The following is a 23,019-nucleotide window of genomic DNA, read 5'->3' on the forward strand; positions in this document are numbered from 1 at the left end:
ACAGTTTTGCAAAATCGTATCAGACCGTCACTGTCGGGGCTATCGGTGTTGGCGAATAAGACTGGACGGCCCGTTCTTGCGAATTCGATTCAACTAACGCGCCTCAGCTTATTGTTTATGCATGCCGTTCTCTCAAGGCCGCAGGGTTTCGACGGCATGCATCTCGGAAGGAATGCATGATGGAGCGAATGACGGCAGGGTGGGTCAATGGTTTGATCGGTGTGGTGATCTTCAGCGGTTCGCTGCCGGCGACGCGCGTGGCGGTGGCGCAATTCGATCCCGTCTTCCTGACCGTTGCGCGCGCGGCGATCGCCGGGCTGCTGGCGCTCTGCCTGCTGATCGTCTTTCGTGAGAGGCGGCCGGCCGGGCGCGATATCCTCTCGCTCGCCGTTGTCGCGCTCGGCGTCGTGGTGGGCTTTCCGCTGCTGACCGCGCTGGCGCTGCAGCATGTCACGTCAGCCCATTCGATCGTCTTCGTCGGTCTGCTGCCTCTTGCAACGGCCACCTTCGGCGTCATCCGCGGCGGCGAGCGGCCGAAGCCGGCCTTCTGGTTGTTCTCAATACTCGGCAGTACGCTCGTGGCGGGCTTTGCCCTGACGCAAGGCCTGACGGCCTCGCCGGTCGGCGACCTGCTGATGCTTGCGGCAATCCTTGCCTGCGGTCTCGGTTATGCCGAGGGCGGCAGGCTGTCGCGCACGCTCGGCGGCTGGCAGGTGATTTCCTGGGCGCTGGTCTTGTCGCTGCCGATCATGATCGCCGTCGCGTTCATCTACCGGCCGGCAAGTTTCGCCGGAATAGAAACGCCGGCGCTTGTCGGCCTTGCCTATGTCTCGCTGTTCTCGATGCTGATCGGCTTCATCTTCTGGTATCGCGGCCTCTCGCAGGGCGGCATCGCCGCCGTCGGCCAGTTGCAGCTGCTCCAGCCCTTCTTCGGTCTGGCGCTCGCCGCCACCCTGCTGCACGAGCCGGTGACGTGGGCCATGCTCGGCGTGACGGTTGCGGTCATTCTCTGCGTGATGGGCGCGCGGAAGTTCGCGAGGTAGTGGCTGCCTCAGGCCACAAAGCTGCCGCTCAATCGTCAGCAAATGGCCCTGTTATCGCCGCACCGAGCCCTTTTCAGCCTTCATCGTTGCGACCTCGCCAGCCTTTTGAGCGGCTGAGCGATCGACCGAGGCGGTCTTGCTGCCGTCCAAAATCACCGGAAAAGGAATGAAAATGATCACTCGTTATACATCCCTCGCAACGATGACGGCCGCGGTGCTCAGCCTGCTTGCTCTCAGCCCGGCATCTGCGACCGAGCTTGCCCAGGCACAACAGCAGCCGCCGGCACAGGGCCAGGCGCCCATGCAAGGACAGGGCGGTACCGGTGCGGCTTCCCCTGTCAGTGATCAGAAACTTGAGGCCTTTGCCGTTGCCTACGTGCAGGTCGATAAAGTCAGGCAGGAATATTCCGCCAAGATCGACGCTACGAAGGATCAGGCTTCGAAGCAGAAGCTGCAGGATGAAGCCAAGAAGCAGATGGTCGAAACCGTCCAGGCCTCTCCCGACATCTCCGTCGAGGAATATTCCTCGATCCTGACCGCCGCGCAAAGCGACCCGGCGCTCGCCAAGAAGGTTCTGGAAAAGATCGGCACCCCGCCGCCGGCGCAGCAGCAGCGATAGGCTGCCGTCTAAGGCGCAGTGCCCCGCCATTTGGCCGGGCGCTGCTTCGGCCCGGTCCGCAGCGCCGGTCGAAAACCTCGGCACGCAGTTTTCCAATCCTCGGGCGTGAAATGACCGAAATCGAAGTGGCGGACCGAGTTCCAAGCGCCCGCCCTAATCTCACGTGACCTCACTTGGCAGGCACGACGAGCGCCTCACCCTTGCGCACGATATAGGTCGCCAATTCCGATGCCTTGCCGCTGCCAACGTTCTTTGCCGAGTGCACCACGCCGGAGGGAATGAACAGGGACTGGCCGGCCTTCAGCGTTACCGGCTCCCTGCCTTCTAGCTTATATTCCAGCGTGCCCTCGAGCACGAAGGCGACCTCTTCGCCGGGATGCGAGTGGTTCGGTGCGAGCACGCCCGGAGCGATATCGACGCGCACCTGGACGACTTCGTGGCCCGGCACGTCGATATCGTTCTTGATGAGGTCGGTGCGCTCTATCGGCTGCTCCGCATGCGCTGCCGCCGCGCCGCCGAGAGCAAGGGCGAGCACCATGGCCTGGATCGTTTTCATTGTGTCATCCTTCCTGAATTGGTCGTTTCCGGCTCGTTGGCCGCGACGCCATTTCAGTCGATGATTGAACCAGGCATGTGTCGAAGAACCCGTATTTTTGTATGCTTGTGTATCTGCGAGTTACGCAAACCGCATCGCGGATCTCGCGCGCGCCTTCGCCGCCACTTCCTCGCGATCGCGAGGCGGTTGAGACGTCTCCATTGAATCGAGCATTTCGCGGGCGCAGGCAGCGATCGAGCTGACCGCGCGTTCGAACGCGGCCTCATTGCGCTTCGACGGCTTGGTCGTTCCACTGAGCTTGCGCACGAACTGGAGCGCGGCATCATGAATCTCTTCGTCCGTCGCCGGCGGATCGAAATTGAACAGGGGTTTTATGTTTCGGCACATGGCTTTGCTCACGGTCGTTTCTGCTTGCCGCTGAGGGGAGAGGGGCCTCGTATGAAAGGTAGTCGCATGGGCGTGAATTGCAACTGGCTTTCTGGGATGATAGAGGGGACACAATGTCCCCCTAGTTGCCCCAGCCGATTTGGAACCGATCAAATCGAAGCTCGCTCAACGGCCGGTTGGAGGGGTTTAGCCTTACCGAACGAAGAACGAGATGAAGCTCGGGGGAATAGTATTGTTCGAAAATAATCGGAGGCAATTCCGCCAATTTCAGACGGCTGTTGATGGCCCAGACTTTGTAGGAACAAGATCCAATCGTTTCCTCTCCGAAGCCGTCGAACCTAAGAGACGTCGTCCCGGAAACGGATTTTTTGCCATTGATGAAAAGCGTGGTGCCGGATTGCCAGTTCTTCTTCTCTGGTAGATCGTCCAACGCAATCGCATTCGCGTATTTCAGCTCATGCGTCCCGTTGGCAGTCACTCTCTTATCGACGAGCAAGGGGTGGAGATAGACAACCGATGCCGGCTGCAGCGAACGGTCACGCTCCATCAGTCGTTGTTCGGTGAGGACCGGGCCGTCCGGCTTGTAGAAGACGGAATAGAAAGGCTCTTCTCTGGTCAGCAGCACGCCCTGTTTGGTCTCATTGGCGGTCAAGCAATTGCCAAGGGCCGGCACCGCTAAAGTTATTCCGACCAGAAGCGACAGATTTCTTAGCAAGATCGACATCCCAGATATCTCTCATGTAAATCCGCTACCATGGTGCTTCGGTCAAATTGCTCCATCTTGTTCAAGCCGTCCCATCCACTCCGCTGTCTTCGTCCAGATCATGAACCGGCGGATACGCATTCTTATCCAATAATCCGCCAACTGCTACCGTCCACCACCGACACAGTGTTTGATAATTCCATCAGACCAAAGTAAAAAATTTCGTCAAAAAAGAGCTTATCGCCACCGCAAAAGCATCGCGATAATAAACTTCGCTTTCGGCTTCGCAGGAGGCGATCATGTTCATAAGTTCCCCGGAGGATTGTTGGTGCGCAGCTCGGTGCTTGTTTTTCTGCTCGTTGGATGGGCGGGCGCAGCGGTGGCCGATGAGAGCGGCTTCAACGAGGAAACGTTCGAATATTACGCCTCGATCATCCGTCAGTTGCAGGAGACGCACAGCCGTCTCATCGACAACTGCGCGAAGAAGGCAATCGCGAAGATGGATGGCGATATGAAGGCTGAGGTCGAGCGCGAGACATCTCAACCGGTTGGGCAGGCGACGAGGGAAGTTTGCTGCAGAATGGTCAAAGGGATCGCTTCGGGCGCGGTGACCTACGAGATCTATCGAGCTTGGTACGACACGCCGGAAGGGAACGTCAGGATCCCCGATTACCAGTGAGTATCTGGGCACTGGCTACTTCTCGCTGGAGACGCCGTGCTCCTCTCACCCTCGACAAGAGCTTCATGGCCGAGGTTGAAAGCAATGCCCAATCCAGGCGATCGTCCGGGCCATCCTCGCGCTCGGGGTGGGAGTGCAGCCCCTCATCCGGCTGCCGCCACCTTCTCCCCCTTTTTGACGGGGAGAAGGGACAAGGGGCGACCTCCCCGTTTCCACTCGCTCTCGAAGGGCACGTCCCCTCGCCCCGCAAGCGCGGGTCCGAAGGACGGGGTTGAGACGAGTGGCTCGACCCTGGTAAGGTTAGGGTGAGGGGCGGCCTTTGACACCTAGATCGAAAGCCCGCCGGCGATATTGATCTGCTCGCCATTGATATACCCCGCATGCGGGCCGGCGAGGAAGCAGATGGTTTGGGCGACTTCTTCAAGGGTCGCGATGCGGCGGATCGGGTGCAGGTCGAGGATGGCGTCGCGGTTCGGCAGTTCGCCGGCGACCTCTGCTGCCATGTCGGTCGGCATGATGCCGGGCTGGACGATGTTGACGGTGATGTTGCGCGGGCCGAGCTCGCGGGCGATGCCCTTGGCATAACCGACGAGCGCCCACTTGGTGCCGGCATAATCGGCAACGCCGGGGAAGGGCACGTAGGAGCCGAGCAGCGAGCCGACGAAGATGATGCGGCCGCCATCTGTCAGTCTCGGCGCTGCCGCCCGTGTGTTGGCGATCGTGCCGAGCACATTGACCTGCCATTGGCGGTTATATTTCTCCCCGTCGAGCGCAGGATCGTCGATATTCTGGCCCTGGATGGCAATGGCGGCATTGTTGACGAGGATATCGAGCCTGCCGAACTCTGCGATGACCCGGTCGATCAGCGGCTTGGCGGAGGCGAGGTCTGCCTGGTCGCTCTTGACCGCGATGGCGCGAACGCCCTTCGCCCTCAGCTTCTCCACTACCGCTGCAGCCTTGTCGGCCGAGGCGGCGTAGCTGATGGCGACATCAGCGCCGTGATCGGCGAAGGCTTCCGTGGTTGCGGCGCCGAGGCCGCGCGATCCGCCGGTCACCAGCACGACCTTGCCCTTGAGTATATCAGACATGAGAATCCGTCCTTCATAGTGGCGGCGCCTGAGTTCGTCAGGTCGCCGCCTGTTTCATAACGAATGTTACGATAATGATCGGTATGAAATTTGACATCTTACGTCAAGAGATTTAATAACGGCTATTATGAAATTGCCCGAGCCGAGCTGATGGGACGCCATCGCGAATTTGACGTGGGAAAAGCGCTCGATGCCGTCCTCTGCGTTTTCTGGCGCAAGGGTTACGAAGGCGCGTCCTATGCCGACCTGACCGAGGCGGCGGGAGTCGAAAGACCGGCGCTCTATTCCGCCTTCGGCAACAAGGAAGCGATGTTCCGCCAGGCGCTGGCGCGCTATTACGAGCGCCATCTGGATTATGTCCCGGCCGCGCTGGAGCTACCGACAGCGCGGGAGGTTGCCGCCCATATCCTCCGCAGCGCCGTCGATCTCAACACGCGCTTTGCCGACCACCGGGGCTGTCTCGTCATCAATGGCGTGCTGGCCGGATCGGATGAGGCCGAACCCATACGGCAGGCCCTGATCGAAGCGCGCGCTGCGAGCGAGGCACAGCTTCGCGAGCGCTTCGAAAGGGCGAAAGCCGAGGGCGACCTGCCGGAGACCGCCAAACCCGACGTGCTTGCGGCCTTCCTTATGGCGGTGCTGCACGGCATGGCGGTCCAGGCCAAAGCCGGCTTCACCCGAGATACGCTCGAGGCTGTCGCCGAGCAGGCGCTGTCGACGTGGCCGGTGGGGCGGTGAGCCGATGTGCGCAGCCCGAGAGGGCGGAGCCTCGAAGCACGCCCTTCAACGCTGCTCCAGGCATCCGTCAACCGAGCGCCTGTCGGCACTTTGCGCCTTCTGTTGACAGTTGGGTGGAAGAGAAAAGGCGCACCCATCTGAAAGCTGAGCTGGCCCATGCGTAATGGCTGATAAGGAAGGCTTGGGCCGCCGGCAAACTGGCAAAAAAATAGAGCATTTCCGGACGCAGAGAGAAACGGAAATGCTCTCCTAGTTCGGTGCGAAGCAATGTCGGCTTCGCACCTCTCGCATCTCGCCAGGTGGCTATTCGTCTGGCGCCGCCGACGCGGCGTTTTCCAGCGAGCTGCGGATCTGATCAATCTTGCCGTCGGCATCGCCGACCCCGAGAATGGTCTTGGCTTTATCCAGGACCGCCGGGCTGACCTGACCGGTTTTCGTTGCGGAAGCCAAGGCGTCCTCCAGCGCCTGATCGCCCAGCAGGGGATCGTCGGCCGCAGGCTCGATACCGTTGTCAATTTCATACTGGGCATAAGCCACGGCATAGGCCGATATGGCAGCCATGCGCGGGTCCGATGTATGCATCAACGCCCTGTAATTTCGTTTCAAGGAATTCAGGCCGGCAAGCTGCGCCGACAGGTTCTTCTCCTTGGTGCTGGTCGTTGCGGTGTCTGACTTGCCAGATTTGGACTTGCCCGGTGCCTCGGACGATTTGCCTCTCACGGCTGACGAGTTGGAATTGCCGTGGTTTGAACCGCTGTTGTGGCCGCCACCGTTTCCGTGGCCGCCGCCGTTACCGCCGCCGTTGCCACCACCATTGCCGCCGCCGTTCCCGCCGTCCTTTGCCAGTGCGCTCATGTCGAGCCCCGCAATCGTTGCCGGGCTTGCTGCAAGCGTCAGCGAAAGCACGGCCAGGGACGCTAAAGTTGTTATCCGCATCGTTTCCTCCAATGAGACCAGATGCCGTGCAACTGCACGACGAGATCTGACTTGGAGGATAGATTGCTATCGCGCTCTGCACATCGGACGGAGGTCTGGCGAAGGGCCCCGGCTATGGTCCCAGAAGAAGCATACGAGACTCGGCCTGCGGGCGGCCATGGTCGAAGCTCACGAAGGCGCGAGAACCGGTTCAGGGAAGACTATCGCGAGCTTTCCAGGTGGCTCTCGCTACGCAGAAGGTTCAGCCAGGCCTGCGACACTTTCTCTCCGGCTGTGCCCCCGAAGTGGCAATCGTCGTAGCGGTCGTCTCCATCGAGTAACGCGTCAGAATTGACGCCTTCTCGGATACCGTGGCCACTTCTTGATAGGGCCAGTTGCGCCCGTACGATCGCATTGTCGGGAATGTGCTCCTTGAAGCCGCCGTTGCTCGGTTCCAGGCATTTCGATGCGATCGAAATGTAAACGGGTGCTTCGACGCCGTGCTGACGCAATGTGTCGACCATCGACATGAAATGTTTTTGATAGGCTTCCCCGGTCGTGCCGTGAACGAGGTCTGCCTCTCCTTGCACCCAGAGGACGCTCGTTATCCGATAACCGGAATCGTGAAGCTGTTTCATTGTATCGACAAGCATAGAATTGAGGTCACCGCCTGTCGCCCATCGTGCGACCTCTGATCCGCCGTATGCGAGAGGTGCGAGGACGACGCTGTCGTTTTGTCCCGACGCGATCAATTTGTTCCCAAGAAGCGTCCAGTACTCTCCCTTGGTATTGGTCGAGCCAAGAAGCGGCGACGCCGCGATGAAGCACCGTTTGTCAAAGGCGTTTACAACGCGAGCGCCATAATCCGATCGGTGCCGTTGTCCACCGTAGTTGGCTGCGTTCGATTGGCCAAGAATGAGTAGGACAGCAGTTCGATCAGTTTGAGTCGGGCAGGTCACAGCGGTTTTTGATTCATCGGCAATGAGTCGTTCCTTATCGTCGAAAGTATAACGGCTTGGAGCTGCCGCCTGCTCTCCGGTTACCATTTTCTTCGCCGCGGAAAGTTGCGGCCAAGGAAAGATCTCATGTCTCGCGCTCGTGCCGCCGAGAAGGTACATGGCAATCAGGGCTGCCAGGCCGACTGATACTGTTTTACGCATGTTGTTACCTTTAAAACATCATTCGGACTATTCGAAGCTAGTCCAGCCACGAAAGTTCCTTTACACCTGCCACATCTGCTTGCTCGGGCATGCTCTTTGCAAAAAGAGTTCTTCGCGAAATCCGAGCCCGATCGTCGACTAGTCGCGTGGCGTCGCCAAAAACCTGCTCTAAACTATAGATCGGACCAGTGATTACAATCATCCGGATGGGTGAGAAATCGTGCTCCGCAGCATCAGCTTCATGGAGAAAATTCCCGTTGCTCGTCCACTGAAAGACGATCACAGATTGTGGCCCGAGGACAACGTGGGAGCAGAGCACCGGCTATTCGTCGCGGCCAACTGGTGGGGTCGACGCGGGAGGGTCGATCTGGGGGGCATCACCGCGGTCGTTGGCATTATTGCGCGCGACTGCATCTCCCGCGGGTCAGCCCGAGAGAGGAATGAAGAAGGAGAGTTGTTTGCCGCAAATCACGCCAGGCGTAAATCGAGCAGCGGGTGCAGCTTCTTCAGATTCGGCAGGGATTTTGCCTGCCACGGATGCTGATTAGTGCCTTTGACGATGAGCAGCAGGTCGTCCATCTTTCTGGCTTCGATGGTCAGCTTCGCCAGGAGGTTGATGCCCGAGGAGTTCAGGAATTCGAGGCCCGTCAGGTTGAACGTTACCTGTTTGTGTCCCTCACGGAGAAGGCCTGTTATCAATGAATAGATCGGCGCATAGGCGTCCGGTCCTGCCAGGCGGAAGACGCCATCGAAATACACCTCGTTTTTTTCCGCCCATACGCGGAAGCTTTCGTCGCTGATTTCCATTCTTCGCTCACCGATTGGAGGAGGGTGGCATCGCCACAGCTGCAGTCGTCGTCAGTATGATATGCTCGTCATTATTCTCTTCGAATGTCCATGCCATTCTCGCATCGTAATCGCTCAAAAGGGTGAGCAGGCCCAAACCGGAACCACTTTCCGGCGATATGGCGTTGGTTTCGATTTGCTCAAGAAGAAGTGCGCCGGGTTCCTTCGATTGAAGGCGCTGCAGGAGCTGCTGGAAGCGAGATGATGTCGCGCCGTCGATGGCATTCTTGACCCTGAACAGAAAGCTTCCATCGATAATGTCGGCTTCGATAAGGATCTCGCCAGGCTGTCGAAATTTGACGGCATTTTCGATCAGCTCGTTGCTGAGGTATCCGATATCATGATGCGCCTGCAGGTAATCTTTCCTCGACCGGGAATAGGGCAGCGCCATGATCTCCGCTATGAAGTCCGAAGTCATTCCTGAATGCTTCCATCCAAGCTGAAGCGGCCCATCACTCAATGTCAGGCGAGCGCCAGAATCCAGGCTTATCTCCGCCAAAGATTCGATGCCATATATTTTGGGCGCCATGTCTCACCTATGCCGTACTGCGAGAAGCGTGATGTCGTCGTAGATCTTCTGCGATCCGATGAAGTGCATCAGTGTCGTGACAATGCCGGAAACGACCTTCTCGGCGCTTTGACCCTTCAAGCGAAGCGCTTCGCTGCAGAGACGTTCGATGCCAAACATTTCCCCCGCGCCGTTCGCTGCTTCCGTTACGCCGTCGGTATGCAGGAGGATGAGGTCGCCTTTCTCGAACGTTATTTCACGAGTTTTGATGAATGCAGAAATATCGGCGTCCAAGCCGATCGGTATGCCGAGATCCATGGTGTCGACGCGTTGGATCTCACCGTTCGCCCGCACGATGACGACTTCCTCGTGCTGCCCGGACAAGATCATCTCCTTGCCGTCATAGTCGAGAAAGGCCAGGGTGAGATGCTTGTCTATTCTCGTCCTTACTAAGTTCTTGAACAGGGCGCTGTTTAGATCCGCCAGAAATTTGACGGCGTCGGTGTTCCCCGCCTCCTGAAGGGCGCGGGCGACAGACTGGACCATCAGCATCAACACGCCGCTTTCGAGCCCGTGACCGGTGACGTCGCCGATCCCGATCTTCAACCGCTTTCCGTTCTTCAAGACGTCGTAATAATCGCCGCCGACTTCTTCCGCAGGTCTCATATAGGCTGCGATCTCGATGTCCTGAAATTCCTCCAGCTCCTGTTGCAACGGAAGAACCATGAGCTGGATTCTTTCAGCGACGGCCACCTCTGTTCCGAGACGGCGATTTTCTCGCTGGAGCTGTGCATTCAACGCCGAGATCTCTTCCTTCTGATCTGCGATCTGGGCCGTTCGTTCTTCGACGAGTTGCTCGAGATTTTCGGTGTGATAGCTGATCTGTTCGGCCATCCGATTGAATGCTTCACCAGCTGCGCCGACTTCATCCTTGCTTGTTATCGCCACTCTGACCGAATAGTCCTGCGCCTGAATGCGCTTAGCGGCCCCCGCAAGTGCGCTGATCCCGCTCGTTATGCGTTTCGAAGCGGCAAACACAGCGATCGTCACAATCAGCAGCGACATCAAGATCGCCAGGATCTGATAGATCACGATCCGGTTGGTGGCTTCGGAAATTTTCGCCTGGGCGGCATAGAGCGAGGCGTCGATTTCTCGTTCCGGCACAACCACTCCCAGCAACATCGCCTCCTGCCGAACCGGGCCGCTGGACCAGAGATTCGTCGCAGGCAGTTTCTTGACGATGACGATATAGGGGACCTCGTTACCGTCCCGCTGTAGCAGCAGATGTTGAATGCCCTGTTCCCGGTCGAGGGCCAGTTTCGCTATCGCAGGCTGGGCGCTTCCTTTCAAGGAACGCTCCAGCCCGGTCACGCCGGTTCCGCTCGCACCGCTCGCAGAACGCAGCCCGAGCGTCTGTTCGCCTGTTCCGTTGATCGCAACCACGTTTCCGTCGGACATGGCCAGGAAGCCGAAGCCGGACTGGGCCACTTTCACATTTTCAACCGTCTGGGCGAGTTGGTCGAGCGTGATATCGGCGCCGGCTGTCCCGGCGACGTCCTTGCGGTCGGCGGTCCAGAGCGGATGAAAGAAACTGACGATTAGCTTGCCGGTAATTGCATCCGTATAGGGAGCCGTCTGCGTGATATCGTCCGCGACGGGTCGCGTTTTCATGTCCTTGGCCCATCCCTGCCAGGACTCATACAGGCCGGGAAAGAAGAAGTTCCAGAAATCAGCTTCGTTATGCCCGGGATAGAGGCGGTCGAAGGTCTGAGCCTGATCGGTATAGGGCGCCGTCCTGAAGATCGGTCGTTCCCTCGGTCCGATGTAATACATCTGCAGCTTTGAAGCGCCGTGCTGTAGCAGGCTCGGCGCAACGAGATCGAGAACCGCGCTTGTCTCTATATCGCGCCTGATTTCGGGCTTCGGCTGATGGTCCTCACCGAGCAAGTAACCCCAGACGCTGACGACGGAAGCGGAGCCGGGAGCGTTTTGCGACCATTTCCCCTTCTCATCGTAAGACAGACTGACACTGTCCGGCGATGTGCGGGCGATTGCCGCGCCGACATCGGAATTGCGCACGGGATTGTCGATCTGCGCCTGCAGCACGCCTGCCAAGGTGTCGACGTCGTTGTGAACCTGCCGCAGGAGCAGGTTCACCTGGGCTGCGGTCGAATCGGCATAGGTGCGGATATATTCCTGGCTTGCGGCTTCGAGGCCCTGGCCGACTTCCAGCGTTGCGTCACGCGACAGCCTCTGAACATTCCAAAGCGCCAGGCCGCCGCTGACCAATAAGTCGAAGAGAACGGCTCCACCGACGACCAGGATGAATTTCGCCCGAAACGAGCTCAGTCCAACCGGTCTTTTCGATGATCCCCTATCCATTATAGCGGCTTTCGACCAGAGGCTGCCCAGATCGGCCAGCCTGCATAACCCTTGGGGTGAAGAGCGGCAAAGACATGATCCTTGAACCCTTGCCGGAATTTGCGAATGAAATCCGGCGGGTCGCCGCGGCGCACCGCCATCTCACCCGCATAGACATTTTCCCACGCTTCGATGATATCTGCGAAATCCTGGGGGTCGCCGTCAAGGTTCGTCACCATGAAGCAGTCGACCTTGATGTCCTCGAAGCCGGCATTGAGGAGGAGATGGCGGCTTTTCGGGCCCATCTCGACGTCCATGTCGAAGTGCCTGAACAATTTTGCCACTTCCTCGTAGGTCCATCTTATCGAGTCGGCATGCGGCTCGCCCAAACAATGCGAATTCTTTTCATTTGTGATGTAGACACGGCCGCCGGGCTTGCAGATACGATAAAGCTCCCGCAGCAGCATCTCGGGGCGGTCGAAAATCTGTAGCGAGTGCCGGCAGGTTACAAAATCGAATTGATTGTCTCGAAGCAGCATCTGTGATGCATCGCCATAGGTGTACTCGATGCCATCCATGCCGAACTCGGCGGCGACCTTGCGGGCATAGTCGAGACTGCGCACGGAGTGGTCCAGTGCGACAAGGCGCGTCGGGTTGAATTCCCGTTGAACCAGAGCCGCAAAATCACCAATGCCACAACAGATATCGGCCATGACCTGACCGTTGCGCAGACCGTGGCGTGGTAAGAGTTCGCGTTCGTGCCGCCATGTCATTTTCGTCTGCGTGCGCAGAATGGGAATGAAGCTCTCGTCCTCGACAAAGCTTTGCCCGGGATAAAAGGCCGAATCATAGACTTCAACCGACAGGTTGGGTTGCGATGTCGTCAACGTCTCGAACAGCGAGGCAGACCACGCCATCACGCTCGACGTAATGATCCTGATCTGCCGTTCCGGCCTGGTTCGGCAGGCTGCCGCTACGACATCGGAGAGGGCGGCGAAGGCCGTCATATTGATGTGCGTCAGGCGTTTCACATTGAGGTAAACGATGCCGCTGTATCTTTCCAAACTTTGCCGCATCAGTTCGAGGGCATCGGCAATCTCGGCGGTGCTTTCGGGCCGCATCTTGCCGGACAACACGAGCTCCTGGTTTGTCGGATCAAACCGCACGGTGTAGGGCAGGGGAGGCAGGCTCATTGGAAATCCTCGGCCGAGGGGAAATCGGCAATGATTTCGATCCCGTCCTCGCCGTCTCTCTCGATGCGGATACCGGCGCCTAATATCGTCGCCAGATTACTGAGCAAGGCCTCATTGGGCTTGGTAACCAGGTGACCGGAGCCGTTGTCGAGGCCAGGCTCTGTTTCGCTTGATCCTACCTTGGTGTGTTTGCGGCGGAATTCCTCATCACAAGGAAAGGCAATTCTCAGCCGGTTGAACGTCGCGTTGCGTGAGAGGCTGAAACGTATCTTTCCCCGTTCGTTTGTCGCGCGGAAGGCGAGCTCTATGAGCTCGTTTGCAGCGACCGAAAGAAAGTTGGAATAGCGAGCCGGATCGCTATGACCCTGGCCGAGGATATCGGAGAGATATTCGGTAATCTCGTCGCAAAACTGCCATTGAGATTTGAACATCGCAACGTTCATTTCCAGTGATACCATCGGCACAAATGCGTGGTCGTCGAAGCGGGATGCTTCCTCTTCCAATATGTCCTCCGTTCGTCTGTCAGGAGCGTTGGATCTGCATGCATGTAGAAGCACGGCGAAAAGTTTCGAGCACTATCGTCGGGCGCGGTTTTTGAATGCTTCTGCCCCTTTGATGAATTCGTCAATTGCCTCGACGGGAAGCGGTCTGCTCAGCAGGTAGCCCTGAAGCCGGTCGCAGCCCACGCTGTGCAGCCATTCCGCCTGACCCGGCATTTCAACTCCCTCGGCTGTCACCTGCATGTCGAGGTCATGTGCAAGGTTTACGATGCAGCGGACGATTGCCTGACTTTTCAGATCGATTTCGAGATCAGTGATAAAGTATTTGTCGATCTTGATCGTGTCGAACGGAAATGTCTTGAGATAGCTCAGGGACGAATATTCCGTGCCGAAGTCGTCAAGCGAAATTCGTATGCCCAGCACATTGAGCGTGTTGAGCGTATCAATGTTGTTGACTGTCCGCTCGAGCAGTACGCTCTCGGTTATTTCGAGCTCCAGACGCTCGGGCGGCAGTCCGACCAGGTCCAGCGTCTGGGAAATCCGGTCGGTCAGGCCGCTTGTCAAGAATTCAGCCGCGGACACATTGACGGCGACGAGGTAGTTGTCCGGCCATTTCATCGCCTCGCGACATGACTGTTCCAACACCCACGCCCCAATATCCGGCATCATTCCGTCCGCCTCGGCCATTGGAATGAATACCGACGGTGGAATTTTTCCAAGCAGGGGGTGGTGCCATCTCAGCAACGCCTCGAAGCCGACAATGCAGCCGCCCTCGGCAATCGGCTGGTATTCGACATAGAATTGCTGTTGGTCGAGTGCCATGCGCAGACTGCGGCGAAGCAGTTCCCGCTGCTCCAGCAATTCTAGCATTGTTGGGTCATAGGCTTTTGCCCGACCACGCCCCTCTTTCTTGGCGGCGTAGAGTGCGAGGTCGGAAGCCTTCATCAGCTGTTCCGGACTCGTGCCGTCCGACGGAGCGGTGGATATGCCGATGCTGGTGCCGACAAAGAGCGCAATGCCGTCTATCGTGAAGGGTTTTTTGAACGCGGCAACCAGATCTTCGGCCAGGAGGTGCGCTTTGGCCGGATGTCCTCCGCCAAGGGAGATCACCGTGAATTCGTCGCCAGCCAATCGATAGGCCCTGTCATCGCTGGAGAGGCAGGCTTGGATACGCCTCGCAGCCGATTGAAGAAGCTGGTCGCCCGCCGCATGCCCGAGCGTGTCGTTTACGGGCTTGAAATCGTCGAGGTCGAGTTGCATCAATGAAAGAGTTTCGTTCGAGCTTGCAGTCTCTTGCAACAGCGCGCTCAGGTCCTCGCTGAACTGGCGCCGGTTCGGCAGTCCAGTCAGCGGATCATGTGTGGCGAGATGCAAAAGTGTTGCGCGCTCGTCGTCAACCTGTTCCTCGGATTGGAGCACGGCAAACAGATCACCGATCCGATAGATCGTCAGGTCATGTGATCCGCCGAGCGCGTCTGTTATTCGCAACGGCTGGGCGCTGTCACCCAGTGAACGGAAAGCCAGCATGACTGCTGATTTGTCCAGCTCCGGAAAATGCTCCCAGAAGGAGGTGGCTGGTTTTAAGGAGGTGGGCAGAGCATTGCCAAGCAAATTTTCAACGGGATTGAAATCGCGATCAAAGAACATAAGCCGGTCGACCGGGCCCCCCGAATCGATTGTCTCCGTTTTTTCGAGGGCCAAGCTGGCAGCAGGAATTTTCCGCATGTCGGAGGCTCTCCCTGATTGAATGTCCTACCAGATATTATAGCAACTTAACTGCCGCACAACTTGTGCACGTTAAGAAATACATTAGGCATTTCTGATTAACAATCCCCAACCTTTGCCAATGCACTCACCGCTGTGGACGCGCCTGCACTGATCTGACGGAGTCATTGGCCGCCACCTCAGAGTGGCGGCGGGGGTGACGAGAGAACGAATTGCCGCACGATTGTTCGTGCGCTGTGGCTCAGGCAATGGCAGCCCATAGTTCGCGCACCATCTGGCGCAGCGCCAGCGCCTCGGCCCATCTGTCCGTCGAGTCGTTGCCGTCTCTGGCGGTGATCGCATAGGGTTTGGGGCCCAATTCGCAGGTAAAGACCAGTTCGGCCTGATCGGCTGCGCGTGATCGCCAATGGCGAAAGCCGTAGTCCCACCACTGCAGGAAGAGATCGACCCAGGGCCGGTGATGCGCAAAGGAGATTTCGATCTGCACCTGTTCGCGTGAAGCGACGCGGCCGTGAAATGCATGGGCATTCTGCAGGATGCGCCTGATATGCGCGTGATTTTCCTCATCGACCGGAAAGGCGAATTCGCGCCCGACCAGGAAATGCGACAGATCGGCCAGCAACGGCAGATCGGGACGTCGATCGAGCAGATCGAGCGTGAAGAACAGGTCCGTCGTCATCCTGTCGCGATGGGTTTCGATGAATACCGGAATACCGGCATTTTCGGCGAGCCGCATCCAGCCATCGAGAATCGGCAGGCAATCCTCGATCCGGCGGGGGCGGATATCGGGCTGCAGGTTGATGTGGCTGACCGGAAAGGCCGCGGCAAGTTCCAGCGGCAGACGCAAATCCTCGATGCTGCGGGGAAAGCAGACCGCCTCGATCTTCAAGCCGGTGCCCCGAATGGCCTTGTTGAGGCGGATGACATCGTCGCGGTTGGTATAGTGCGCACTGATGCCGTCGAAGCCCGCTTCGCAGATCGCAGCGATATTGTCGTCGAGGCTCGGCTCGAACCCATCGGTGTGCCGGCGCTCCATGGCCCAGAGTGACTGGAAGATCAGGAGCTTCTGCATCATGCGGCCCGCGCGCTTTTCAGAAGGGTCTTGAGGTTCACGCCCGGATCGGCCAATGCCGCAGGCTCGGGACAGATACATGCGGCAATCAGCATTTCAGCAAGCTTGATATGCTTGGCCAGGCCGTTGCCGATGCCAAGACCCGCGGCGGCCACCAAACGCCCGTCATCGAGATAGAATTCGAGCTCTCCCTCTGGCGCCGATCGCCGGACGCTCTGATGCGCGGGCAGCGGCTGCCCCGCCACCTGGAGGCCGAGATCGTACTGGTCGGACCAGAACCAGGGAATGGCGGCGAAAGTCTCGGCGGCGCCGGCCATGTTCCGTGCTGCGGTCTCGGCCTGCGTTCTGGCATTGCGCCAGCTTTCATAGCGGATATGTCCTCCGCCGGGTTGAGCCACCGCGGCGCAATCGCCTGCGGCAAATATGTTGGGCGCGCTGGTGCGAAGACATGCGTCCGTCAGAATTCCGTTGCCCGTGGCCAGCCCCGATGCTTCCGCCAAAGTGGTTTCAGGCTGGACCCCGATGGCGCTGACGACGAGATCAGCGGGCAGGATGGTGCCATCGCTCAAGACGACACTGTCCTTGCCGATCTCCGCAACGCTCCGATCAAAGTAGAAGCGCACACCTTCGGCGGCATGTCGGGCATGCAGCTTGTCGGCAAAGCGGGCAGGGACGGCGCGGCCCAAAGGTTTCGGCGCGGCCTCGATCACATCGACCGTAACGTCCTGTGCGCGAAGGACGGATGCGAGTTCCATCCCGATCAGACCCGCGCCGATGATCGCGACGCGTCGGCCGGGCGCGACATTGGAGAATATCGCTTCGGCGTCGGCGTGGGTGCGAAAGTCGAGCGCGCGTTCCGCGCCGGCACATGGAAGCCGTCTCGGCCGTGCGCCGGTGGCCAGAAGCAGCTTTTCGTAATTCAATACCCGCCCGTCGCTCAAGGTTACGGTCGCGGCGGCGGCATCCAGCGTCGAGACAGAGCAGCCCTTGAGATAGGTGATTTCGGCCGCTTCCAATGCGTCTGGCGGGCAGATCAGCTTCATCTGGACCGTGCCGTCGAGAGTTTTCGACAGAGGTGGCCGTTCATAAGGCAGATGAGGCTCGGCTCCGACCAGCGTGACGGCTCCGGAATAACCCACCTCGCGCAGGGTGAAGGCCGCCCGGGTTCCGGACTCGCCTGCACCGATGATGACGATACCGTCCATTGCATTCTCCAGTAGAATGAGCAGCCGGCGTTCGTGAGGATGAGACGCCGGCCGGGGAGGATCAGTTCTTCTTGGCGGATTCCGCCGGGTTCTTTGGCCACTTAACCGATGGCCACCCGCACCTCTCCGTCGACGACCTCCGCCGGATAGGTCTTCAGGTTCTCGCAGGCCGGCAGCCTCAGCGCTTCACCGGTGCGGTAATCGAAAGCGCCGGAATGCTTCGGACATTCCACCTCGAAATCCATGACCAGTCCGTCGGCGAGGTGGATCGCCTCGTGTGTGCAGAGCCCGGCCGTGCAGTAGACGCTGTCATCCGGGCCCCGGTAAATCGCGTAGGTGCGTCCGCCATGATCGAAACGGATGGCGCCTTCCTGTTCGATGTCGTCAAGTCTGCCAGCTGAAACCCAGGTCATTCGGCGGCTCCTTCCGTTTCGAGGCGAGCCTTGCGGGCTTGAAGCTTTTCCTTTCGCCTGCGGTAGCGTTCCTGCATCTGCGCTTCGCCTTCGGGGGAGCCGTCGTGCCAGGTGCCGAACCACTTATCGAGCGGGATCAGGGCGTCGCCGTAATTCACCTCGAAATATTTGTGGTGGAGGTAATGAGCATAGGCATGACTATCGACCAATCTTTCCTTGCCGATCTCGACCTTGTCGAATCCGACATGGCCGGGAATTGCCCCGAAGCCGGCATAGTGCAGCTGATAGAGCATGATGACCGGGTTGGAGGGCAGGATCAGGTGGTAAAACGCCGTTCCCAGATAGAGCAGATGCTCGACCGGATGCATGGACAGCGATGACCAGGGCGAAGGGTTGACGGAGTTGTGGTGGACCGAATGCACCCATTTATAGAGAAAGGGTGTGTGGATGAGCCTGTGAATGCAGAAGAAGTGGAACTCGTGAATGATCGGAACCACGAGCGCGACGAGCGCGAGCGTCCATGGATTTTCCGCGAAGCCGAGCCAGGGTGCATAGCCGTTGGCATAGGCCCAGAGCATACCAGCCTCGATGGCGGTCCAGATCACGACGCCAGACAGGAAGGTGCGCAGAATATTGTCGAGGTTCTGGCTTTGGAACCAAAAGGCGCTGTTTTTCTGTTCGGCGGGGAACTTGCCATTGTACTTGAAGCGGTTTTCCTGGCGCTTCAGAACATAGAGATGCAGTTCGAAGGCGCCATAGAACAGGAACACGCAGATCGCATTCACAGCGTACAGCCAGGCGATCCAGCCGAGGCTCAGCGTCTGCATCGTGGCGACCGGGGGAATGATCCAGGTCCAATAGGCGAGCGCAGACACCGCAAAAATCAGGTTCCAGGGAAGGAAGTAGTGCGGCAACCATTTCAGGATTGCCATCAGTTGCGGGGGGAAGACGAAAAGCGGCGCGGTTTCGACCGGCTGGTTCGGCGCCCAATCGCCGCGCTTGTTACGCTTGCCGAAGTTCAGATCATCCATTGGCATCTCCTCCGGGCGCCGGATGTCTCGGTGCCGCACATATTCTTGGAAAAGGAGAGCGCCCCGCGCGCCTTGATCCGATGCGGCTCCTTACGCACCGGAACTTCTCCTGAGGCGAAAGTAGCAGGGGGCATTTCGAACGGCGAAGGCTTCTTTGATCTAATTAGATCAAAGCCCTTCCTTGGTGATGGTGATGAAGCGGATCGGAGTCCGGTCCGGCTCGATATCGGTCAAGCCGATGCGGCGCAGGATGTGGTCGAGCGCGCGTCGCGCCTGAGCTTCCGGCGCCTGGTCAAGTACCACATCCATGATGCCGTCCTTCAGGGCCGCGCGGGTATAGTCCGTCAATTCATGTCCAACGAAGAAGACGTTGCCGCCGCGCGGATGGCGGCGAAGCACTTCGATCAGGGCGGAATTAGCGCCGCCGGCATTGTAGAGGCCGGCAAGCCCGGGATACATCTCCAGGGCCGACCATAAGAAATCGGCGCTGGCGCGCTCTTCATCGCCACCGAATCCCAGCCATCCGAAATCGGAGGCGCCGGGATGATCGCGAAAATAGTCCGAAAAACCGCGGATCCGATCGCGATGCACCTGATAGATGGGATGGCAGATCGCAACCACAGGCCCGGCTCGAACGGCCATTCGGCTGATATAGAGCGCAGCCGTCCGGCCGGCGGCATTGTTGTCGATGCCGACGAACTCCCCGACACGTTCGGAAGCGCGGGTGACGACATGGACCACCGGCAGGCCTTGCGAATTCACCTTTTCTACCGCGGCGCTGATCAAGGGGCTGCTCGGCACGGCAAGGATCAAGCCGGCACGGGAAAGGTCGGTGGAGAGAATGCGGCGCGCAATCGCCTCCGGATTCATTTCGTCGGTGAAACTGCGATGCACGACGACCAAGGGATCAAGGGTTGCCGCAATCCTTTCGAAGGCGTGGGAAAGACGACGATAGAAGCTCGTTTCCGGACGAACCATCAGCACTTCTATCCGGAGCAGGCCGCGATGGGTGTCGGGAAGCTTGCGCGGGTAGTCCAGGTGACGCGCCGCGGATATGACCTTCTCGACCAGTTCCGGCCGAACGCCCCCGCGTCCGTTCAGGACCCGCTCGACCGTGGCCGTTCCAACGCCGGCGTGGCGGGCGATATCCCGATAATTCGGCTTGCTCACTTCCAAGTCCTTCGGATGCTAACGCGATGTGGTTGATCCTATGGGCAATCTGTCGTTCTTCATACACCTGAGCCCCAAGACTCACAGAGCTTGTAACGCGGGTGCAGCCGATCTATGGTTCTGCTGGTTCAGCATGAGATTGCAGGCAGTCATTCACCGTTAAACCGGACGCGGGAGATTTTGTCCGCCGGCCGGGTCGAAGGAGCTTAGCAATGAAAATTCTCATGGTTCTCACATCGCATGATCAACTGGGAAATACCGGCAAGAAAACCGGCTTTTGGCTTGAGGAGCTCGCGGCCCCTTACTTCGTCTTCCGTGACGCTGGGGCCGAGGTCGTGCTTGCGTCGCCGAAAGGAGGCCAGCCTCCGCTCGATCCGAAAAGCAATGAGCCGGCGTTTCAGACGGACGACACGAGGCGATTTGAAAAGGACCCGGCCGCGACGGCTGCGCTTGCCAATACGTTGAGGCTGTCCGACATCGACCAGGCCGATTATGACACGGTGTTCTTCCCTGGTGGCCATGGCCCGCTTTGGGACCTGACGAACGACCGCAATGCGCACGCGCTGATCGAGGAGACGCTTGCGGCGGGAAAGCCGCTGGCGCTCGTCTGCCACGCACCGGGAATCCTGACCAATGTCAAGGCGCCAGACGGCGGGCCGATCGCGAAGGGGCGGACGGTGACCGGCTTTACCAATTCCGAGGAGGCCGCCGTGCAGCTCGTCGAGGTCGTGCCCTATCTGCTCGAAGACGTGTTGAGGGGGCAGGGGGCGAAGTTTTCCGCGACTGAGGACTGGGCCGTGCATGTCGTCCAGGACGGGCTGCTGATCACCGGACAGAACCCGGCATCGTCGAAGCAGGCCGCACGGCTGCTGCTCAACGCAGTGGGGGAGCAGGCGGCTGCATGACGCGAACGGGGAAGCGTATTTGCGGTGCGGTGCAGTTCGGACGTGAGTGATTTTTTCTTAAAGAAAATTTCGGCTCACTGTCGGATCGGCGAAGACTTGTCCGTCCTTAGCTCGTTCATTCCGTCCAGACAAGGATCACCACTATGCCAAGCACCATACGACTGCACCGCGTTTTCGCCACGAGCCCGGAGAAGGTCTATCGCGCCTTCATCGAGGCAGATGCGCTCGCAAAATGGCTTCCGCCGAACGGCTTCCTCTGCACAGTGCATCACCTGGAGCCGGCCGTCGGCGGCACCTTCAGAATGTCTTTCCGTAACTTCACCACTGGCAATAGCCACGCCTTCGGCGGCGAATTTCGTGAGCTCGTCCCGGGCGAACGCGTGCGTTATACGGACAAGTTCGACGACCCGAACCTGCCGGGCGAAATGGAAGTCACGGTGACGCTGAAGAAAGTCTCGGTCGGCACTGAGGTGGATATCACCCAGGCCGGCGTGCCCGATCTCATCCCGCCCGAAGCCTGCTATCTCGGCTGGCAGGAGTCGCTACGCAATCTGGCTAGGGTCGTCGAGCCCGACATCAACGAATAATGCAATTGCGCGAAACTTGACGAGCGGCGGCGCGCAGGCGCTTGCCGCTTCTCCGCCCATCATTCCGCAGATATTCTGTGGAACGGGGGCGGAGAGGCGGAGCTTGCAGGGGCCGGGGGCGTGGTTCGGCCGCAGTCGGCCGAAGTTGCTAAGCGTGATCCGCGCTTTGCTTGAGCGAGCCGATCGTCTCGCGTGCGGGAAGCAGCGAAGACAGCCAGAGGGAATAGGTCAGGGATATACCCGTCGACCACAGGATCATCGGCAGTGTCATCACTTCGGAGATCAGTTTGGCCAGTTCCGGGGGATCGATCTCCCAGGAGAACAACGCGGCGGCCGGCTCCGGCTGACGGGTCTCCGTGCTTGCTTTCTGCATGTCTTCGAGCACGGACGCAGTGACGGCTTGTTCGGCTGCTGACGGGTTCTGAACTGGAACGATGGCGGTTTTTCCATTATTTTCGGCTTCGCCGGACATTGGGAGCTCCTTGTTTGGCTTCGTTGTAGAAAGCCGATCCCCAGCTAGAAGTTTCATGACATGTCGATGAAATGATCGGCGTGGACTCAGCCGTGCTGACCTGATCGATCGAGGAAGAGTGGAAACGCTCTGAAGCTTGAGCCTGCGCTTCACCAACGCCTCGCACCGGCGTCACACCCCGTTGCTCATTACGATCGACGTCTGCGATTTAAGCCTCGGCGATCGCCGTCGCGCGCGTGCCGCGCTGACAAGAGGCCTTCTCTCGTAGCGAATTCGAGGAGAAATTAACCGTCGCAAGAAAATCGTCTTTTATTTCATAGTATATATGTTAACACTTTATTAGGAGTGGGGAGTATTCCGGTTCTGGATTAAGAAAAATGGTGTTTGCCTCGACAATACCGGGGCGGCGACGTGTTCCTGCGTGTCGTCTTAGCCTTAATATTCTTAAATCGGTTCCAGATTACTTGTTTTGATTCATGGGGGTATTTTAATGGCTACGCAAAGCACCGGCGGTGGCAGCACGACTTCTTTCACCAATGCGCCACAGGCGAAGGATGACTCTTACATCTGGACGGAAGATCAGCTGCTCAGTCTTCAGCTCTACAATGCGGCCACCAAAACGATAACCCTTGACGTGATGTCGAATGATCTTGGCGGGAATGCCAAATCCCTCTTCTCGGTCGATGACGGAGATGGCAATCCAATTACAACTGATTATGAGCTTATTGCGAAAGACGTCGGAGCGAATGGGGCATCTGCCTGGGAGACGACCCTGCTCGGCAATTGGGTCAGGATCAACAATGGAAAGATTGAATACCGCATTAGCGATGGAAGCGGCATCGCGGGCTCGGGCGCGGATATCAATACGCTGTCTGCCGGTGAAATCCTCAAAGATAGTTTTGTCTATGCGATACGGCTCGGCAATGGCACGCTGAGCGAGGCCAATGTCTCGATCTCACTCACCGGCGCCAACGATGCGGCTGCGATCGTCGTCGATGCGACGGTGACCGACGACCGGGCAACGGTCGAGGCGGGGGCGGCCGGCAGTGGCGATCCGAGCGCCTCCGGCAAGCTGACGGTCAGCGACGTCGACGACGGCGAGGCGGTGTTTGCCGCCCCGGCATCGCTCGACGGCATCTATGG

At 58.8% G+C, this 23,019-nt stretch carries 25 protein-coding genes; 7 read left to right on the plus strand and 18 right to left on the minus strand.

From position 1 onward, the window contains the following. The first annotated feature begins 179 nt into the window (after nt 1–179). Both FHT70_RS14940 and FHT70_RS14945 read left to right on the plus strand, forming a co-directional pair. Nucleotides 180–1,043, plus strand: coding sequence for a DMT family transporter (locus FHT70_RS14940; protein WP_097598135.1), 864 nt, complete (start codon nt 180–182; stop codon nt 1,041–1,043). A 172-nt stretch (nt 1,044–1,215) separates the two neighbouring features. Next, on the plus strand, nt 1,216–1,662 hold the full coding sequence (locus FHT70_RS14945) for a DUF4168 domain-containing protein (RefSeq protein ID WP_097598089.1): 447 nt from the start codon (nt 1,216–1,218) through the stop codon (nt 1,660–1,662). Nucleotides 1,663–1,831: 169 nt separating this feature from the next. On the opposite strand, the gene FHT70_RS14950 is transcribed toward FHT70_RS14945, so the two are convergent. From FHT70_RS14950 to FHT70_RS14960, 3 genes are all read right to left on the minus strand, one after another. Beyond that, complete coding sequence (locus tag FHT70_RS14950) at nt 1,832–2,218, minus strand: cupin domain-containing protein (protein ID WP_097598090.1); 387 nt, start codon at nt 2,216–2,218, stop codon at nt 1,832–1,834. 120 nt (nt 2,219–2,338) lie between these two features. Beyond that, nucleotides 2,339–2,605 carry a DUF2277 domain-containing protein gene (locus tag FHT70_RS14955; protein ID WP_097598091.1) on the minus strand — a complete coding sequence of 89 codons (267 nt, stop codon included), beginning with the start codon at nt 2,603–2,605 and terminating at the stop codon, nt 2,339–2,341. 121 nt (nt 2,606–2,726) lie between these two features. Then, nucleotides 2,727–3,329 (minus strand): hypothetical protein, encoded by a 603-nt coding sequence (locus FHT70_RS14960; protein ID WP_183702509.1) that lies wholly within the window; start codon nt 3,327–3,329, stop codon nt 2,727–2,729. Between the two features lie 169 nt (nt 3,330–3,498). On the opposite strand from FHT70_RS14960, the gene FHT70_RS14965 reads away from it, so the two are divergent. Next, entirely contained in the window at nt 3,499–3,987 is a 489-nt protein-coding gene (locus FHT70_RS14965) for a hypothetical protein (RefSeq protein WP_183702512.1), read from the plus strand. A gap of 326 nt (nt 3,988–4,313) precedes the next feature. Here the strand turns inward: FHT70_RS14965 and FHT70_RS14970 are convergent, their stop codons facing one another. Next, complete coding sequence (locus FHT70_RS14970) at nt 4,314–5,075, minus strand: SDR family oxidoreductase (RefSeq protein ID WP_183702515.1); 762 nt, start codon at nt 5,073–5,075, stop codon at nt 4,314–4,316. Nucleotides 5,076–5,225: 150 nt separating this feature from the next. Between FHT70_RS14970 and FHT70_RS14975 the strand changes: the two genes are divergently transcribed. Further along, on the plus strand, nt 5,226–5,813 hold the full coding sequence (locus FHT70_RS14975) for a TetR/AcrR family transcriptional regulator (protein WP_183702518.1): 588 nt from the start codon (nt 5,226–5,228) through the stop codon (nt 5,811–5,813). Between the two features lie 303 nt (nt 5,814–6,116). Here FHT70_RS14975 and FHT70_RS14980 read toward each other — a convergent pair whose 3' ends face one another. From FHT70_RS14980 to FHT70_RS15040, 13 genes are all read right to left on the minus strand, one after another. Then, on the minus strand, nt 6,117–6,749 hold the full coding sequence (locus FHT70_RS14980) for a hypothetical protein (protein ID WP_183702553.1): 633 nt from the start codon (nt 6,747–6,749) through the stop codon (nt 6,117–6,119). A gap of 200 nt (nt 6,750–6,949) precedes the next feature. Continuing rightward, entirely contained in the window at nt 6,950–7,888 is a 939-nt protein-coding gene (locus FHT70_RS14985; RefSeq protein WP_183702521.1) for a sialate O-acetylesterase, read from the minus strand. A 468-nt stretch (nt 7,889–8,356) separates the two neighbouring features. Further along, on the minus strand, nt 8,357–8,695 hold the full coding sequence (locus FHT70_RS14990; RefSeq protein ID WP_085778607.1) for a hypothetical protein: 339 nt from the start codon (nt 8,693–8,695) through the stop codon (nt 8,357–8,359). Nucleotides 8,696–8,702: 7 nt separating this feature from the next. Continuing rightward, nucleotides 8,703–9,263, minus strand: a complete 561-nt coding sequence (locus tag FHT70_RS14995; protein ID WP_085778606.1) for a hypothetical protein — start codon at nt 9,261–9,263, stop codon at nt 8,703–8,705. Between the two features lie 3 nt (nt 9,264–9,266). Continuing rightward, entirely contained in the window at nt 9,267–11,627 is a 2,361-nt protein-coding gene (locus tag FHT70_RS15000) for a SpoIIE family protein phosphatase (protein WP_183702556.1), read from the minus strand. Continuing rightward, complete coding sequence (locus FHT70_RS15005; RefSeq protein ID WP_097598099.1) at nt 11,624–12,796, minus strand: class I SAM-dependent methyltransferase; 1,173 nt, start codon at nt 12,794–12,796, stop codon at nt 11,624–11,626. The genes FHT70_RS15000 and FHT70_RS15005 overlap by 4 nt, the downstream gene beginning before the upstream one ends. Beyond that, nucleotides 12,793–13,299, minus strand: a complete 507-nt coding sequence (locus tag FHT70_RS15010) for a hypothetical protein (RefSeq protein WP_097598100.1) — start codon at nt 13,297–13,299, stop codon at nt 12,793–12,795. The genes FHT70_RS15005 and FHT70_RS15010 overlap by 4 nt, the downstream gene beginning before the upstream one ends. A 72-nt stretch (nt 13,300–13,371) precedes the next feature. Then, nucleotides 13,372–15,021: an EAL domain-containing protein gene (locus FHT70_RS15015; RefSeq protein ID WP_183702524.1), complete on the minus strand. Its 1,650-nt coding sequence runs from the start codon at nt 15,019–15,021 to the stop codon at nt 13,372–13,374. 241 nt (nt 15,022–15,262) lie between these two features. Then, nucleotides 15,263–16,096, minus strand: coding sequence for a sugar phosphate isomerase/epimerase (locus tag FHT70_RS15020; RefSeq protein WP_183702527.1), 834 nt, complete (start codon nt 16,094–16,096; stop codon nt 15,263–15,265). Continuing rightward, nucleotides 16,093–17,298, minus strand: a complete 1,206-nt coding sequence (locus FHT70_RS15025) for an FAD-dependent oxidoreductase (RefSeq protein WP_183702529.1) — start codon at nt 17,296–17,298, stop codon at nt 16,093–16,095. Before FHT70_RS15025 ends, FHT70_RS15020 begins: the two co-directional genes overlap by 4 nt. A 101-nt stretch (nt 17,299–17,399) precedes the next feature. Then, nucleotides 17,400–17,711, minus strand: a complete 312-nt coding sequence (locus tag FHT70_RS15030) for a MocE family 2Fe-2S type ferredoxin (RefSeq protein ID WP_183702532.1) — start codon at nt 17,709–17,711, stop codon at nt 17,400–17,402. Beyond that, nucleotides 17,708–18,742: a sterol desaturase family protein gene (locus FHT70_RS15035; protein ID WP_183702534.1), complete on the minus strand. Its 1,035-nt coding sequence runs from the start codon at nt 18,740–18,742 to the stop codon at nt 17,708–17,710. The genes FHT70_RS15030 and FHT70_RS15035 overlap by 4 nt, the downstream gene beginning before the upstream one ends. A gap of 168 nt (nt 18,743–18,910) precedes the next feature. Further along, nucleotides 18,911–19,912: a LacI family DNA-binding transcriptional regulator gene (locus tag FHT70_RS15040; protein WP_183702536.1), complete on the minus strand. Its 1,002-nt coding sequence runs from the start codon at nt 19,910–19,912 to the stop codon at nt 18,911–18,913. Nucleotides 19,913–20,124: 212 nt separating this feature from the next. On the opposite strand from FHT70_RS15040, the gene FHT70_RS15045 reads away from it, so the two are divergent. Next, complete coding sequence (locus FHT70_RS15045) at nt 20,125–20,817, plus strand: type 1 glutamine amidotransferase domain-containing protein (RefSeq protein ID WP_097598105.1); 693 nt, start codon at nt 20,125–20,127, stop codon at nt 20,815–20,817. A gap of 143 nt (nt 20,818–20,960) precedes the next feature. Further along, nucleotides 20,961–21,404 carry an SRPBCC family protein gene (locus FHT70_RS15050; protein ID WP_064803462.1) on the plus strand — a complete coding sequence of 148 codons (444 nt, stop codon included), beginning with the start codon at nt 20,961–20,963 and terminating at the stop codon, nt 21,402–21,404. Nucleotides 21,405–21,552: 148 nt separating this feature from the next. On the opposite strand, the gene FHT70_RS15055 is transcribed toward FHT70_RS15050, so the two are convergent. Beyond that, nucleotides 21,553–21,876 carry a hypothetical protein gene (locus FHT70_RS15055; RefSeq protein ID WP_183702538.1) on the minus strand — a complete coding sequence of 108 codons (324 nt, stop codon included), beginning with the start codon at nt 21,874–21,876 and terminating at the stop codon, nt 21,553–21,555. 490 nt (nt 21,877–22,366) lie between these two features. On the opposite strand from FHT70_RS15055, the gene FHT70_RS15060 reads away from it, so the two are divergent. After that, nucleotides 22,367–23,019: VCBS domain-containing protein (locus tag FHT70_RS15060; protein ID WP_210282839.1), on the plus strand; the 653-nt coding region annotated here is incomplete at its 3' end.

Origin of the sequence: Rhizobium sp. BK049 (assembly GCF_014193135.1) — a bacterium.
In the GTDB taxonomy this organism is placed as follows: Bacteria; Pseudomonadota; Alphaproteobacteria; order Rhizobiales; family Rhizobiaceae; genus Rhizobium.

What these genes read in the sequence shown, in the direction of transcription:
- FHT70_RS15055 (WP_183702538.1), bottom strand. Translation starts at nt 21,876, where the DNA reads ATGTCCGGCGAAGCCGAAAATAATGGAAAAACCGCCATCGTTCCAGTT.
- FHT70_RS14990 (WP_085778607.1), bottom strand. Translation starts at nt 8,695, where the DNA reads ATGGAAATCAGCGACGAAAGCTTCCGCGTATGGGCGGAAAAAAACGAG.
- FHT70_RS15030 (WP_183702532.1), bottom strand. Translation starts at nt 17,711, where the DNA reads ATGACCTGGGTTTCAGCTGGCAGACTTGACGACATCGAACAGGAAGGC.
- FHT70_RS14985 (WP_183702521.1), bottom strand. Translation starts at nt 7,888, where the DNA reads ATGCGTAAAACAGTATCAGTCGGCCTGGCAGCCCTGATTGCCATGTAC.
- FHT70_RS14940 (WP_097598135.1), top strand. Translation starts at nt 180, where the DNA reads ATGGAGCGAATGACGGCAGGGTGGGTCAATGGTTTGATCGGTGTGGTG.
- FHT70_RS15045 (WP_097598105.1), top strand. Translation starts at nt 20,125, where the DNA reads ATGAAAATTCTCATGGTTCTCACATCGCATGATCAACTGGGAAATACC.
- FHT70_RS15015 (WP_183702524.1), bottom strand. Translation starts at nt 15,021, where the DNA reads ATGCGGAAAATTCCTGCTGCCAGCTTGGCCCTCGAAAAAACGGAGACA.
- FHT70_RS14955 (WP_097598091.1), bottom strand. Translation starts at nt 2,605, where the DNA reads ATGTGCCGAAACATAAAACCCCTGTTCAATTTCGATCCGCCGGCGACG.
- FHT70_RS14975 (WP_183702518.1), top strand. Translation starts at nt 5,226, where the DNA reads ATGGGACGCCATCGCGAATTTGACGTGGGAAAAGCGCTCGATGCCGTC.
- FHT70_RS15050 (WP_064803462.1), top strand. Translation starts at nt 20,961, where the DNA reads ATGCCAAGCACCATACGACTGCACCGCGTTTTCGCCACGAGCCCGGAG.
- FHT70_RS14950 (WP_097598090.1), bottom strand. Translation starts at nt 2,218, where the DNA reads ATGAAAACGATCCAGGCCATGGTGCTCGCCCTTGCTCTCGGCGGCGCG.
- FHT70_RS15025 (WP_183702529.1), bottom strand. Translation starts at nt 17,298, where the DNA reads ATGGACGGTATCGTCATCATCGGTGCAGGCGAGTCCGGAACCCGGGCG.
- FHT70_RS14970 (WP_183702515.1), bottom strand. Translation starts at nt 5,075, where the DNA reads ATGTCTGATATACTCAAGGGCAAGGTCGTGCTGGTGACCGGCGGATCG.
- FHT70_RS14945 (WP_097598089.1), top strand. Translation starts at nt 1,216, where the DNA reads ATGATCACTCGTTATACATCCCTCGCAACGATGACGGCCGCGGTGCTC.
- FHT70_RS15005 (WP_097598099.1), bottom strand. Translation starts at nt 12,796, where the DNA reads ATGAGCCTGCCTCCCCTGCCCTACACCGTGCGGTTTGATCCGACAAAC.
- FHT70_RS15020 (WP_183702527.1), bottom strand. Translation starts at nt 16,096, where the DNA reads ATGATGCAGAAGCTCCTGATCTTCCAGTCACTCTGGGCCATGGAGCGC.
- FHT70_RS14960 (WP_183702509.1), bottom strand. Translation starts at nt 3,329, where the DNA reads ATGTCGATCTTGCTAAGAAATCTGTCGCTTCTGGTCGGAATAACTTTA.
- FHT70_RS15035 (WP_183702534.1), bottom strand. Translation starts at nt 18,742, where the DNA reads ATGGATGATCTGAACTTCGGCAAGCGTAACAAGCGCGGCGATTGGGCG.
- FHT70_RS14980 (WP_183702553.1), bottom strand. Translation starts at nt 6,749, where the DNA reads ATGCGGATAACAACTTTAGCGTCCCTGGCCGTGCTTTCGCTGACGCTT.
- FHT70_RS14995 (WP_085778606.1), bottom strand. Translation starts at nt 9,263, where the DNA reads ATGGCGCCCAAAATATATGGCATCGAATCTTTGGCGGAGATAAGCCTG.